General features: G+C 53.5%; 11 protein-coding genes. All 11 read right to left on the reverse strand.

Annotated features, from left to right (window positions below):
• Genes K2184_RS19350 through K2184_RS19400 form a run of 11 tightly spaced genes read right to left on the reverse strand, consistent with a single transcriptional unit; the run spans position 1 to position 13,069 of the window.
• Complete coding sequence (locus K2184_RS19350; protein ID WP_004110794.1) at positions 1-1,419, reverse strand: DUF4832 domain-containing protein; 1,419 nt, start codon at positions 1,417-1,419, stop codon at positions 1-3.
• A gap of 2 nt (positions 1,420-1,421) precedes the next feature.
• Positions 1,422-1,832 (reverse strand): hypothetical protein, encoded by a 411-nt coding sequence (locus K2184_RS19355; RefSeq protein WP_004110797.1) that lies wholly within the window; start codon positions 1,830-1,832, stop codon positions 1,422-1,424.
• Entirely contained in the window at positions 1,829-2,944 is a 1,116-nt protein-coding gene (locus K2184_RS19360; RefSeq protein ID WP_004099196.1) for a glycosyltransferase family 4 protein, read from the reverse strand. Before K2184_RS19360 ends, K2184_RS19355 begins: the two co-directional genes overlap by 4 nt.
• Positions 2,941-4,155 carry a glycosyltransferase family 4 protein gene (locus tag K2184_RS19365; protein ID WP_016809607.1) on the reverse strand — a complete coding sequence of 405 codons (1,215 nt, stop codon included), beginning with the start codon at positions 4,153-4,155 and terminating at the stop codon, positions 2,941-2,943. The genes K2184_RS19360 and K2184_RS19365 overlap by 4 nt, the downstream gene beginning before the upstream one ends.
• The gene (locus tag K2184_RS19370) at positions 4,136-5,161 is read right to left on the reverse strand and encodes a glycosyltransferase family 2 protein (protein WP_004099199.1); all 1,026 of its coding nucleotides are present in this window, start codon (positions 5,159-5,161) and stop codon (positions 4,136-4,138) included. Before K2184_RS19370 ends, K2184_RS19365 begins: the two co-directional genes overlap by 20 nt.
• Positions 5,154-6,536 (reverse strand): hypothetical protein, encoded by a 1,383-nt coding sequence (locus K2184_RS19375; RefSeq protein WP_016809605.1) that lies wholly within the window; start codon positions 6,534-6,536, stop codon positions 5,154-5,156. The genes K2184_RS19370 and K2184_RS19375 overlap by 8 nt, the downstream gene beginning before the upstream one ends.
• Positions 6,527-7,744 (reverse strand): lipopolysaccharide biosynthesis protein, encoded by a 1,218-nt coding sequence (locus tag K2184_RS19380; RefSeq protein ID WP_016809604.1) that lies wholly within the window; start codon positions 7,742-7,744, stop codon positions 6,527-6,529. The genes K2184_RS19375 and K2184_RS19380 overlap by 10 nt, the downstream gene beginning before the upstream one ends.
• A gap of 5 nt (positions 7,745-7,749) precedes the next feature.
• Positions 7,750-9,837: a GumC family protein gene (locus K2184_RS19385; RefSeq protein WP_163525413.1), complete on the reverse strand. Its 2,088-nt coding sequence runs from the start codon at positions 9,835-9,837 to the stop codon at positions 7,750-7,752.
• A gap of 1 nt (position 9,838) precedes the next feature.
• Positions 9,839-10,393, reverse strand: a complete 555-nt coding sequence (locus K2184_RS19390) for a polysaccharide biosynthesis/export family protein (RefSeq protein WP_016809602.1) — start codon at positions 10,391-10,393, stop codon at positions 9,839-9,841.
• Positions 10,390-11,676 carry an outer membrane beta-barrel protein gene (locus K2184_RS19395; RefSeq protein WP_004110804.1) on the reverse strand — a complete coding sequence of 429 codons (1,287 nt, stop codon included), beginning with the start codon at positions 11,674-11,676 and terminating at the stop codon, positions 10,390-10,392. The genes K2184_RS19390 and K2184_RS19395 overlap by 4 nt, the downstream gene beginning before the upstream one ends.
• Positions 11,666-13,069 (reverse strand): undecaprenyl-phosphate glucose phosphotransferase, encoded by a 1,404-nt coding sequence (locus tag K2184_RS19400; protein WP_016809601.1) that lies wholly within the window; start codon positions 13,067-13,069, stop codon positions 11,666-11,668. Before K2184_RS19400 ends, K2184_RS19395 begins: the two co-directional genes overlap by 11 nt.
• Between the last annotated feature and the right edge of the window lie 136 nt (positions 13,070-13,205).

Below are 13,205 nucleotides of genomic sequence, written 5' to 3' on the forward strand. Positions count from 1 at the left end.
TTATTCCTTAAGGTTAAACGAAGCCAGTGAATACCATCCGTCACCGGTTTGACCTTCGTTAGCAAGTTGTATACGCGGTAGATTTTGATGGTTGGTCAGCGCCGCTTCCAGGCGGTACTGGCCGTCAGGCAGGCCCGCAGGCAGCGGCAGCGTGACGTTGCTTTGATGGTCGCCGGGCAGCCACTGGCGAACATCGTCCGACGTACGGACTTGCGTCATCGTCGTACCCGCATCATTCACTATTCGCCACTGTACAAGCCACGGGAGATAGGCTGGAGCGACGCCGTCGTTACGCCAGGTAACATTCAGCGTAAGCGGAGTGCCGCTACGCACGGGCGTATCAAATTCCAGCCGGCTCACCCGGTAGCGATAGCCGATACGCAATAATGCGTTATCAACGATATCGCGATAGGCGGCCGGTACCGGACGCGATTTCAGATTCAGGGTACTGGCGTGCTGCGCTAATGCCCAGTCAAAGCTGGCCTGAACCTCCTCGCGGGTATAGTGCTGAACGCTTTCCCACTCCGCCATATAACCGCAAATTTCAAGACTAACGGGAGCGTGCTGCCAGCCAGTGTTAAAACCGGCCCACGCCGTCTGCGCTGCGGCCAGGCGTTGAGGATAGTCATCGCGCATATGGCTCCACTCCGGGGAAAAGTTATGCCAGTCTCCCCAGCAGTCCGCGCGCCATCCGGCGCCTTTTTGGCTGGCCCAGGCCAGCGAGTCGCCGCCGCTGATTAACATAATTTTGGGCGTTTTCGGGAAACTGCTGAAGTGCATATCAACGTAGCGATTGAGCTGTTGCGGAGTGTACTTTTCCATCAACGGCGCGACGTCAGGGAAATTGGAGTTATGCCATTCGCCCCAGGAACCCACCATGCCGATATCGACAAACGCCAGTTCAGGATTGCCGTCATAACGCGCGCCGAGGGCGTTAAGCAGCTTTTGCGCATAGGCGATAAAAGTCGGATCGCTGAGATCCGGGACAAAGGTTTTGCCATTTTCGACCCATTGTCCCTGAATGCCTTTGGCGATAAGCCAGGCGGGGATTTTCGAGCCTGATTGTGGCTCATCGAGCGCCATGAAACGTAATCCGACGTTCATTGCCGGCTGATGTTGGGCGGCGACGCTGAAGGCATGATCGATCGGCGCAAAATTATAGACGCCTTCTTCAGGCTCCAGATCGCTCCAGTAAAAGCGATCGTATTCAAATCCGGTGTCCGGATACTCTTTCAGAGAGGGCTTCTGACCATAACCATCGTGGAAACTGGCCACGCCGATCCCAGGATTCGTTAACAGACCGGTGAAGGCCGGCGGGGTGACAACCGTACGTTCAGCCAGTACCGCTGCAGAGGGTATGGCTCCGGCCAGCAGTAGCGCCAAAAGCAGCGCGGCGCGGCGCAGTGAAAAAGAGCTCATCGTTAATTCACTTTATCGTGGAGGTTTACAAACCACGTCCAGATACCCACGTGGAAGTTCTTAAACACATCGATACCCAGCGCAGATTTAAGCATATAGAGCGCCAGCAGCACGGCAAGAATGGCAAACAGTACGGCAAACGTAATCGCCAGGGTGGAAAATATACGCCCGAGCAGCGTGCTTTCTCGCGGAATTTTGCGCAGATCGCGACCGCATAAAAAGACTACAAAATAGCGACGATGCAGAAACGGAAAGCTATGGCGAAAGTCGATACGATGGCGCGACGCCAGGCTCGATCTCACCAGCGCCTGTTCGATACCGCGTTTCTGCTCCGGCGTTAATGAGGCTTCTGTTTCCGGGTCAAGCGCGGAATAAAAGCGCTCGATGACCAGGTCGGATGTTGATTTTGTCACGGTTGACTCTTATTCGTTAATCGCTGATAGACCTGAGCCGTTTTCGCTGCAATGTCCGGCCAGCGGTATTTGGGCATTAACTGGCTGTAATCCACGGTCTCCTCGCCGCTCCAGGACTGCAACTTTTGCGCCAGCGCGGCGACATCACCTGCCGGGAAATAGTCCCCGGCAGGCAGGCCAATCTCCAGGTTAGCGGGGATATCGCTGACGATAACCGGCAGTGACCAGGACATGGCCTCCAGCAGGGCAATAGGCAGCCCTTCATGGTAAGACGGTAGAACAAAAAGCCCGGCCTGTGAGAACAGGGTATGCAACGGATCGCCGCTAATAAAACCGGTCATGATCACCCCCGGGGTAGCGGCCGCCTGTTTCTTCAGCCGCTCGCTATACTCATCCGGATGATCGGCATCGCCAATCAGCACCAGCGGCTGCGAGCAGTTGGCGGCTTTGTGGGCGGCAATCAGATCGTGCAGCCCTTTTTCTTCAACAAAGCGGGCGACGGCGACAACGTATTGCCCGGCTTTGAGAGAGTACTGATCCAACGTGGCCTGCCGGGCCTCTTCGGCGGGAAGCTGCGGCTGGCGCACGCCGTTATAGATCACGTTCGCGTTATAACGGCCATGTTTGGTCTGAATCAACGTATTAATCACTTCCGAGATAACAATGACCTCGTTGGCATATTTCACCGCCCATTTTTCACCGAGGCGCAGCATCTCCTTCGCCATTTTCCCCCATTTCTGCCGGTCATAGTCCGGGCCGTGGTGGGTAAAAACGACGCGTTTGCCGAGCAGGCGCAGCAGCGGGACCACCAGGCCAGGCCCGACCGCGTGAACGTGCACGACATTTGAACCGTCGAACAGGGTACTGAAGGCGGCCAGCGTAGAGTGAATAATGGCTTCGAACTTGCGGCTTTTGGGCGCCCACAGGCTTTTCAGCTGTACGCCTTTATATTCGCTACGGCGGTAGTCGACGTACGGCGAGCGGGCAATGACGCAGATATCAGCATGATTCTGTTGATAGATTTCGGGATACAAATTCTGGCAATGGGTCTCCACGCCGCCCTGGACGTTCGGTATACCGCGGGTGCCGAGCACCGTCACTTTAAGCTTCATTTCGCTTCCCCCACAAGCTGCTGATAGAGTTCCTGCAGAACCTGCATATGCCGGGCGAGATCGTATTTATCCTCTAACCGCTGGCGTGCGTTAATGCCCATTTCACGCGCCTGCTGAGGATTGGCGGCCAGGCTATCCATGATGCGCGCCAGCGCGTCGGCATCTCCTGGTTCCACCAGATAGCCATCAATGCCATCGCGAATTTGCTCCGGAATACCGCCGATATTGCCGCCGACGACGGGGCGGCCGAACGCCATCGCCTCCAGCACCGACATCGAGCAGTTTTCATAATATTCGGAAGGGACGATCACCGCTCGCGCGCCGCGAATCAGCGCGTTGAGCGCTTCTCCATGGCGCATATAGCCGAGAAATTCCGGACCGCTAAAGCGGGCGCGCAGGTCGCTGCCGAGAGGGCCATCGCCGACGATTTTCAGCGGCATGGACTGCTGCATTTTTTGCTGCGCCAGCGCCAGGGTAGCCACGCCTTTCTCACGGCTCAAGCGGCCGATATAGAGGAAATAATCCCCCGCAGTATCGCCCGGGACCGTGGTGCTGGCATCAATACCGTTGACGATCACATCGATCCGCGACCTGGGTAATTTACGCAGCAGCGTCTGACGCATAAATTCGCTGGGAGCGATAATGCAATCGAGCATGGCGTAATTTTGCGCGAACTTTTGCCAGTAGGCCTCAAGCGAGAGCAGCAGGCTTTTAAAGGTGTCTCCCTGCTGGCAGCGATGGCGAAAGGCATTGCTCACCGAACCGGTAAGACAGTCATCGCAGACGTGGCCATCGCGCAGCATGGTGTAAGATGGACAAACGATTTTATAATCGTGCGCCGTCAGTACCGTTTTGCAGCCAAAGCGTTTAGCGACGCCAATCAATGCGGGCGTCAGCTGATGATAGATATTGTGAAAGTGCACAATATCCGGGCGCTGTTCCAGCAGCAGCGTATTGAGTTTATTGCAGGCCTCGGCGTTGTAGATAAAATCGATACCCGCTTTGAGCTTACCCGTCAGGCCATGGCTTTGATGATAATCCACGTTATGTACGAAGAAATTCTCCCAGGGCGAAGGCTTATTTTCCGCATGCTGCATGCTGAAGTCGACAACCTGATAGCCGGCTTGCAGCATGGCGTCTCGTTCCTGAAAAAAAACGGTTTCCGCTCCGCCCTTAATAAAGAAGAATTTATTAACGAATAATATTTTCATGTTCTGTCTGGATATGTTTTGGGTTAGAGACGGTCACGGCGGGCTGTTTCAGCGGATCGCGAACGGGGTTAATGACGCCTCGCACCATGCCTGCGGAAAATAACGATAAATTGATCACGCTCTGGACGCCGTCGCGCAGCGATTTATTTTTAATCGCCTTCAGCGCGATAAACGCCAGCAGCGGAAGCAGGGCGATGATAATCACTCCGGGATTGAACGTCAGCAGGCAAATAATCAATATCAGGATATACAGCGTGAATATCAGTTCGTTGCGAACAATCTTAAGCGCGGCGGGGAAATGCTTTTTTCCCCAGCAGTTGCGTAATAGCTCACCCGGCGCCCATAAAAAGCCGTTCTTCCAGCGATAGGCCAGCATTTTGAAGGTCGGCATGGTATAGGATGCATGGCTAAAATAGGGTGCGGCAAGACGATGGAGCTTATAGCCCGCGGCCTGCAAACGGATCCCCAGTTCAGCTTCTTCATAACCGTGAAGGTTCAGATTAGTCAGATAGCCTATTTTCTCGATTGCTGAACGGCGATAGAGCCCACCGCCGCCAAGATGATCGGTATCGCCCTGCGGATAGATAAGATGCAGACGCTGCTTGCGCGATTTAAACTCATAGTTAGCGGCGTCATCCATCTCGACGCTGCCCGCCACGCCCGCATATTCGGGATGCGTTTCGAGAAAAGCCACCGCGGTGTCGAGAAAACCCGGCTCCAGCTCCATATCGCCATCCAGCAGCAGCAGGTAATCCCCTTCGCTGAACAACCAGCCCAGCTGATGACCCACGCCGCAGCAGCGATCTTTCGCGTTATCGAGGCAGACCACCATCGCGTCTTTGGCGACGGCCAGCTCCCGGGTATTGTCGGTGGACAGGCTATCGGCGACGATAATTTGATGCGGATAAGGCTGCAATTGCTTGCGGACGCTGTCGATCGTTTTTTCAATACCCTGCGCTTCGTTGAGGGTTTTAATGCTGACGGTAATTGATGGCGTTTTATTCATATTGGGTACCGGAATTCAGACGGACAGAACGATGAATGACAATAAGCGCCCCGAGGGCCAGCCATAATAAAAACTGTAGCATGGGAATGATCATCAGGATCTGGCTGTAGGGAAGACTGAGCAAACAGCCAATGGCAAAGACGTAAAATGCAGGCGCGGAGCTGAGCAGCTGTAAATCTTCACGTTTAAGATCGTAGCGGGAAAAGGTCTCTTTCGGCCGCATACCGACGAGAATAGAAGCAATCATGGCGATAAATAAGATCACGCCGATAATACCGACTTCCCACAGCAGCATGCTCAGCGCGGTGGAATCGAGAATAAGGTGATACCAGGCGCCAATATAGCCGGGGGAGACGGTACTGCCGCTGTTGGTGGCGTTCAGACCGTAACCAAACAGCATTCCGCCGGGGCCAAAAAGTTCGTTATGCTGGAGCCAGAAGAAAATAGTGGTAAATCGGCCGAGCTCGCCGCTTTCCATAATGTAGTTGGTATCAAAGATATAGCCGAGGGAATCGATAAATACCGAGAGCGCGCTTTTTGTCGGATCTCCGCCGAAGGCCGACGAGTAGTTGGACGCCAGAATAGTGATAGCGGCAAAAATTAATACCACCATGCCGGCGGCGATAATCATCAATGAGCGCAGGGTGACTTTACTGATACCGCTAACGTAAGCGGGCATGATCCACAGCAGTGCCAGTAAGAACGGCGACAGCAGAATCACGAATTTTACCTCGCCGACCACGCAGAGGAAAAAGGCCAGCACGATATGCGTCGCCATCGACTTGAACGAGCAGATACCGTGCTTAAATTCGGACACCTTCAGCAGCATAATCAGCAGGCAGAACATCCCCATTGCTGCGGTATTGCCGCCGCCCATCGGGTCGCCGCCAAACGTGCCGACCACCGAATCCCACTTTTCATCCTCACCGCGTAGCACCACGCGTTTTGGCACCACTACCAGCACTTGATAGATAGCCAGCGGGAACTGGACGTAGAATAGCCAGTAAAAAAGCTGTGTCAGGCGATGCAGCTGCGACTCGCGAAACATGCCGAGCAGCATGCAAAACATCACCAGCGACAGAGCCAGTTCGTTTTTAAAGCCGACGATAGCGGTGACGATGCCGGATTGTAAAACCGTGGCGCAGAGGCTGAGGATGATAAAAGTCAGGTACAGCGCCAGCACCACCTTCTCGCGCGCGCTAAGCGCCAGCGGCTGCGCCCGGCTTTGCATCATCAGCAGAACCACCATCACCAGCACCATGAAAAAAGGAAGCCACAGTACGGCTGCCACGCCGGTGAAATACTGAATCGTGCCGCAGAAGACGATGGTCGTCAGCGCGAATGCTTCCAGATAGCGGCCGGTATTTAGCTGCATATTTTCTGCTCCTGCCGGGAGAGCTGTAGCGCCCGTTTGTTCATTTTCAGCAGGATGAACAGATAGCGAATGCTGGTCAGAAGAGAGAACGTCAGCAGGGCTATCTCATAGCTCTGGCCCAACTTAGGCAGAACGACAAAAGCGACGGCGATGATCAGCAACTGCTCTATCTGAATACGTAAAAAATAGCGTTTAGAACCAAAGATAAGCTCAATAACGGTCAGCGGACTGACGGCCAGCGCGGCGAACAGATAGGGCAACATATAGCGTGAGGTCGGAATGGAATTGAGCCACTCCTGGCTAAAGCCGAGGCGCATAACCAGCGGATAGAAAATCCAGATCCCAAGGATACAGATCAGCGCCGCGGCCATCAGCAGCAGGCGAATCTTTTTGTACTCCGGATAGTTAAAGGTGCGGTTGCGAAAATCCATCGACCATTTTGAAAAGATGGAGTTGCGCACCGCGTTACCGACAATCATCACCGGAGATAAACAGAAGCGGCTTACCACCGAGAAATAGCCCGCGACCAGCGGTGAAAACCAGACATTTATCAACATCGTCGGCAGGTTATTGCTGGCCATCGCCAGCACTTCCGCGCTGCCGACGCGACTGAGATGCTGCCAGTGCTGACGCGCAAAAAGAGCGTTCGCGCGCGGAGAAAAATGCGCTGGCGTCAGGGTCCTGAAGCGGAACAAGCGCAGCAGACAGAGGCTGAGCAGCAGCAAAATACCGGCCATCCAGGCGATATAGAACAGCGTGGTATTCGGCATCGCCAGCAGGGCTATCGCTACGACCAGCGACACGGCGATGCGCTGAAAGGTCAGAAACTGATAGTTGCCGCCGCGCAGCGAGAGGTTCTCGGCAATCAAAACCAGCGCATAGCCGAAGGTGAGCAGATAGAGAAACGCAATATTGAGATGGAAAATCAGCCCGGTGATGACCGCCCAGGGCAGCGCCAGAATCAGGCTTTGTAGCAGGCAAAACACTACGTTCTGCCCCAGCTCATGCTCCTCCTGGCGCGGGATCAGCAGCTGCGACGCAAAGGTGCAAACCTGAGCGCCAATCAGCACGTTGCTGTAGATCATCGCATAGTGTCCGACTTCCGCCATGCCGTAGCGATGGGAAATCAGCCACACGGAAAATGCGCCGATCGCCTGCGAAAGAACCGAGGAGCTGGCGATTGAAGAAATACTCTTAATTAAATTCATAATCGCTACTTCGGTGAAATCAGTTCGCCCATGCCGCGCTCGGGCAGGCGTTTGCCTTCCTGAGTCTCCAGATTCTCTTCTTGAACCCGGTTAAGCATGGTGGCGACTGGCGTAGGCGCGGCGGTTTGCAGACGATTCTGCGCGTCGCGAATGCGCGACGCCTGCTCGCCAGCGTTGATCGCCAGCAGGGTAATATCGACGTGCGGCGCCAGCAGCAGGGCGTCCTGCGCCAGCCCGAGCGAAGGCGCATTAATAATCAGATAATCGTAGGTCTGCCGCAGCGTCATCAGCAGCGCCGGGAGCCGCTCAGAGGTGAACAGCAGCAGCGCGGAGTCGCTCAGCTCGCCTCGGGGCATAAAATCAAGCGTGTCGGCCAGGGGGACCACCGCCTGAGTCGCGGCGCTGCGGTCAGCAAGACGCTCGCTAAAGCCCGTTTTATGCTGCGGATAGCGCGCGGAGAGCCCATCGCTTGCCAGGTAGTCCACATCAATGAGCAGCGTTTTACCTGACTTAGCGGCGGACCACGCCAGCATTTCGGCAATCAGGCTGCTGCCGGCATCGGCCTGCGCCGAGGTCACTAGTATCATCCCGCCATGATTATTCTGACCGAGCAGCGCCAGGCGCAGGCTGTGGATCATGTCGGCATACAGCAGGTTCTGGAACGTCAGCTTCGCGCTGTTCGCCTGAGGCAATTGCGGGAATTCACCGCTGGCATCAAGGCCCGTTTTAGCTTTAAGTTCGCTGATGCTGTTGACCGTTTTATCCAGCGCGGTGCTGACAATCAGGTACATAATGTACAGCGCCAGCGCCATCAGGGTCGCCATCACGATAAGCAGACCGCGCTGCGGTTTAGACGGTTGATTTGGCGGCACGGCGGCATCGTAGATCACTTCATCAGGAACCGAAAAGCTCTCGGAGAGCTTCTGCTCGTTCGCCCGCTGATACAGCGATTTATACAGCTCTTCGGTTTTGTTCAGCGCGGTCATCATGGTGTTGTATTTATCGCGCTTAGCGCCCAGCGCCTGGAAGTCGGCTTTCTGATCGTTGAGCATCTGCTGATAGTGCTGCTCATCGTCCAGCGCAATCTGATACTGCTGACGTAACCCATTGAGCAGTTCACCCAGCACCTGGCCTATTTGTCCGTTAACGACCTGCAGCTGGGCCTGAGCCTGGAGGTATTTCGGATGCTTAGGACCATAGTGTTTTGCCGCTTCCGATAAGTTACGTCGCGTCTGGATCAGCGCGATCCGCAGATCCTGAATCTGCGGATGACCGGAAATTTCCGGCAGTGAGATGATCGCTTCCGGCGCTTTTCCCTGCTGGCGGCGCACTTTGTCCCATACCGTTTGCGCTTTCAAACGGCGCTGGGTCGCGTCAGCCAGATGGTTAATCACGATCCCCAGGCGCTCGGTTTCGTAGCCATCCATGCTGCGAAAAGTCAGCAGACCGTTCTGTTTGAGAAAATCATCGATATCGGCTTTCTGGCGATCGAGTTTATTGCGCAGATCGTCCATCATTTTTTCGTTCCAGCCCTGGGCCTGAAGTAATATTTTCTGCTTCTGCGCCAGGCTGTAATCGATAAAGGCCTGCGCCACGCCGTTGGCAATATCGGCGGCTTTTTGCGGCGATTTCGCCTCCATCGAAACGGATACCAGCTGCGTGGTGCGCACGCCGGAGATGGTCAGGTTTTTTTGCAGGGCGCGCACGGCATTATTGACGCGCGCGGCCTCATCAAGCTTATCCCCGCCGTTAAATTCCGGGTCCTGATCCAGCTTTAGCGCTTTCACTGCGGCTTCCAGTACCACGCGGGAGCCCATCAGCGCGTATTTGGTTTCATAGTAATCGCTGCGGGTGGAATCGTAGTTTTCCAGCCGCGGCAGGGGGGTTACATCCTGCGACTGCGCTTTAAACAGCACCGTTGCGGTTGCGGTGTAGCTGGATGACATAAAGCGCGTCAGGATCCACGACGCCGCCGCAGCCACCACGACCACCACCAGGCACCAAATCAGCTTGTGCTTGATTTTGTTGAAATAAGGCGTGAAGTCGATAAAGCCTTCTTTCTTCTTTCCATTTTCAACTAATGAAATAGCCATATCAGAAGAAACTCATGCCAATGATGATGGTATCTCCGGCCTGTACGGCGGAGTCGGCGGCGACGTTTTCCAGCAGTTTACCGCTGCGAAACTGGCGAATGCGGATGTCATGGCGATCGGCGCGGTCGGTGAACCCTCCAGCCAGCGCAATGGCTTTTTCCGCCGTTAAGCCGGGCTCCCAGGCGTAGCCGTCCGGTTTTTTGACTTCGCCTAACAGATAAATTTTACGGTATTCGGCAATACTCACGGTCACCATTGGCGCCTGCAGATAGTTACCGCGCAGCTTATCGGCAATTTCATTGCTGACCTGTTCGGGCGTTTTTCCTTTCAGCATCAAGGAGCCTATATAAGGATAATCAACGCTGCCGCTATTATCGATTTTTACGCGCATAGTGAGATCCTGCTCGCCGGAAACCGCGATATTGATCTCATCCCCCTGGTCCAGATGATAAACGGCATCCGGCGGCGTTCGGATCGTCTGCGGCGGCGCCGAACAGCCCGCCAGCCATAGCGCCAGAAGAGAAACCACCGCCCGTTTTCCATAGCTAAGGATCATATTTGTACCTGCGTCATAAAAATAATGGCCGAGTCGTTGTAGCCCAGCGTGCGCTCGACCTCATGGTCATAGTTTGGCCCAATATAAAAGGCATCTTTTTCTTTATTCGAATGCATCGTGTTCCATTGCAGCTTCAGCTGAAAATTAACAGATGGTCGATAGTCGTAGTTGAAGGTCAGCGATACGAGGTTTGATCGATCTTTACGTCCGTTGGTCTGGTGCTTGTAATCCTCTGTAATATAAGAGTAATCAACCAGGGTGGAGAATCTGTCGACCAGCCAGTGGTGCTCGTAGCCCAGGCCAAAATTGGATACCAGAATATAGCCGCCGGAGTCGGTAGGATCTTTTATCCGTTGTGAGCTGTGTAAGTTGAGTTTTATCTGTTCAAGCGGTTTCCAGTCGGCATTAATATCCCAGTTCAGGCCGTTGAACCCCTGTGAGTCGGGGTTATGGATAAAATCTTTATACAGCCATGCGACGTTGCCGTTGATCTCGGTCTTGCCGGAAAGGCGGTTTTTCATACCCACCAGCAGATAGTATTCATTACTGTCCTTTAACGGGTTGAGCTCATAGCGACGCTGGTTGGTAATAAAACTGTAGCGGTAGCGCAGCGTTTTGGCTTTTTGATCAAAAAGCTCGGCGACCAGGCTGTTTTCATGCCACTCCTGATCGTGCATGTAGTAATGGAAGTCGGCGCTGGCGTCCTCAATGCTGTCAAGATTGCGAAAGCGCAGCTGTTTATGCATCAGCGCAACTTCTGCTTTGCCGCGCCCTTCCGGCGCCCCGTAGCTATAGCGTAGTTCACTGTTAAAGAAGCGCGTGGCGATGGGTTTATTAATGCCAAACTCTTTGAACTGCTCGGGCAGAAACCCCTCGGTGGTATCGCGGCCGCGCTCTTCATGGCCGAACGTTTCATCAAGATCCAATGACAGGCCATGCATACTGCCGAAGCGCCACTTGCCGTTAAACATAAAAAAATGGTTATCACGGTTATCAGCGCTATCGCTGGCGTAGCGGCGGTAATCGCCCGAGTACATCAGTAAATAGCGGTCTTCATAGCGCTCGCCGATCGCTTTAAAAATCGGCTTAATACCCTGCCAGGAGGAAGCGATTTCGTTGCCGCCGTAGCGTTGCCAGGTCACGTTGTCATTGTAACCGACGTCATAACCCACCTGGCTCTCGAAATCGATGCCAGCCACGCCGGTATGTGGTTTTGCCTGCAGGTCCGCCCATGCGCAAGGTATCGCCAGCAGACCCGCGAGGAAAGTGAGTTCAGAACGCATTTTTGCCCACAAATCCGCGGAAAAACGTTAAAAATACGATTTTGATATCCAGCAGCAGCGACCACGACTGAATATATTCCAGATCGTACTGAATGCGTTTTTCCATTTTATCAATCGTGTCAGTTTCGCCGCGAAAGCCGTGAATTTGCGCCAGCCCGGTAATGCCGGGCTTCACTTTATGGCGAATCATGTAGTTTTCCACCAGCACGCGATATTGCTCATTGTGCGCGACCGCGTGCGGGCGGGGACCCACTATCGACATGGTTCCCTGCAGCACGTTAAAAAACTGCGGCAGTTCATCAAGCGATGTTTTGCGTAGAAAGGCGCCGAAGCGGGTAATACGCGGATCGTTACGCGTGGCCTGGGTGACGACCGCGCTGTTTTCCATCACGCGCATGGTTCTGAACTTCCATACCGCGATCTGCTTACCGTTCAGACCATAACGATTTTGTTTAAACAGCACCGGGCCTGGCGACGTCAGCTTGATGCCGATGGCCACCGCGAGCATCACCGGCAGGCTGACGAGGGTGAACAAGGTGCCGAGAACAATATCTTCGATACGCTTGAGCACCGCGCCTTCGCCTTCAAACGGCGACGTAAAAATGCTGATGGTCTGGATATTGCCAAACATCCGCAGCTGCGAAATATGTGAGCTATAGGAAAACAGGTCCGGTACCAGAAACACATCTACGGTGGTATCGGAAAATTCGTTTAAGAACTGGCGAATGCGCTGCTGGGCGACCATCGGCAGGGCGATATAGACTTCATCTATCTCGCCTGCTTTTGCCAGCGCCAGCAGGTCGCGCGAGTTGCCTTTTTTCTCAATGCTGAGCAGGCGGCTGTCGCGCTGTACGGCGCGGTCCTCAAAGAAGGTAATTTCAATACCGTTATGGGTATACTCCTTAAACAGCGCCTGCTCAATGGCCAACCCGGCTGGCGTAATACCTAAAATAGCCACCTTGAGTCTGGATTTGAAAAAATAGCGGCTGGAGATAATACGAATAAGAAACATACTAATGAATATGGCCAGCGAGCATAGTGCAATCACTTCAGCCAGCAGCAGCGCGTTCGTACTGGCATGATTGTTCATTAATAGTTCAGCAATCACAAACAATAAAAACGTCAGCAGCCCGCTAATACAGACGCTAAAAAAAAGCTTCGTTAATTTTTTAAAATACTGACCTTTAAACTGGCCTGAATATAACTGAAAGTGCTCGTTGGCCCGGATAAAAATCAGGGAATATATTATTCCGAGGAACAGAGAGGCCGTAGATGGTTCGACGAGAAAGTATTTTAAATAAGCAAAAATGAACAGGTTAACGGCAAAAAAATCCAGTAGCTTCATTAGCTTACTGTAGCGGGCGTTATAAATTTTAATTGTGCTATCCGTCATCTTTTTGCTCGTTTTATAGTCAATAAAATGATGTCATATCCCGCTGAAAAGCAAAATTTATCTCTATGAATCTATTAAGAAATTAAGCTTCAGACCGGCGTTGATTATTGTAGCCTACGATTAATCCTATGTCGAA

It is taken from the genome of Klebsiella sp. K5-306 (assembly GCF_051835185.1).
Classification (GTDB): Bacteria; Pseudomonadota; Gammaproteobacteria; order Enterobacterales; family Enterobacteriaceae; genus Klebsiella; species Klebsiella oxytoca.

Bases quoted from the DNA above. Each gene is read 5' to 3' on its own strand.
- K2184_RS19370 (WP_004099199.1), bottom strand. From the start codon at position 5,161: ATGAATAAAACGCCATCAATTACCGTCAGCATTAAAACCCTCAACGAA.
- K2184_RS19380 (WP_016809604.1), bottom strand. From the start codon at position 7,744: ATGAATTTAATTAAGAGTATTTCTTCAATCGCCAGCTCCTCGGTTCTT.
- K2184_RS19395 (WP_004110804.1), bottom strand. From the start codon at position 11,676: ATGCGTTCTGAACTCACTTTCCTCGCGGGTCTGCTGGCGATACCTTGC.
- K2184_RS19390 (WP_016809602.1), bottom strand. From the start codon at position 10,393: ATGATCCTTAGCTATGGAAAACGGGCGGTGGTTTCTCTTCTGGCGCTA.
- K2184_RS19385 (WP_163525413.1), bottom strand. From the start codon at position 9,837: ATGGCTATTTCATTAGTTGAAAATGGAAAGAAGAAAGAAGGCTTTATC.
- K2184_RS19360 (WP_004099196.1), bottom strand. From the start codon at position 2,944: ATGAAGCTTAAAGTGACGGTGCTCGGCACCCGCGGTATACCGAACGTC.
- K2184_RS19400 (WP_016809601.1), bottom strand. From the start codon at position 13,069: ATGACGGATAGCACAATTAAAATTTATAACGCCCGCTACAGTAAGCTA.
- K2184_RS19365 (WP_016809607.1), bottom strand. From the start codon at position 4,155: ATGAAAATATTATTCGTTAATAAATTCTTCTTTATTAAGGGCGGAGCG.
- K2184_RS19350 (WP_004110794.1), bottom strand. From the start codon at position 1,419: ATGAGCTCTTTTTCACTGCGCCGCGCCGCGCTGCTTTTGGCGCTACTG.
- K2184_RS19375 (WP_016809605.1), bottom strand. From the start codon at position 6,536: ATGCAGCTAAATACCGGCCGCTATCTGGAAGCATTCGCGCTGACGACC.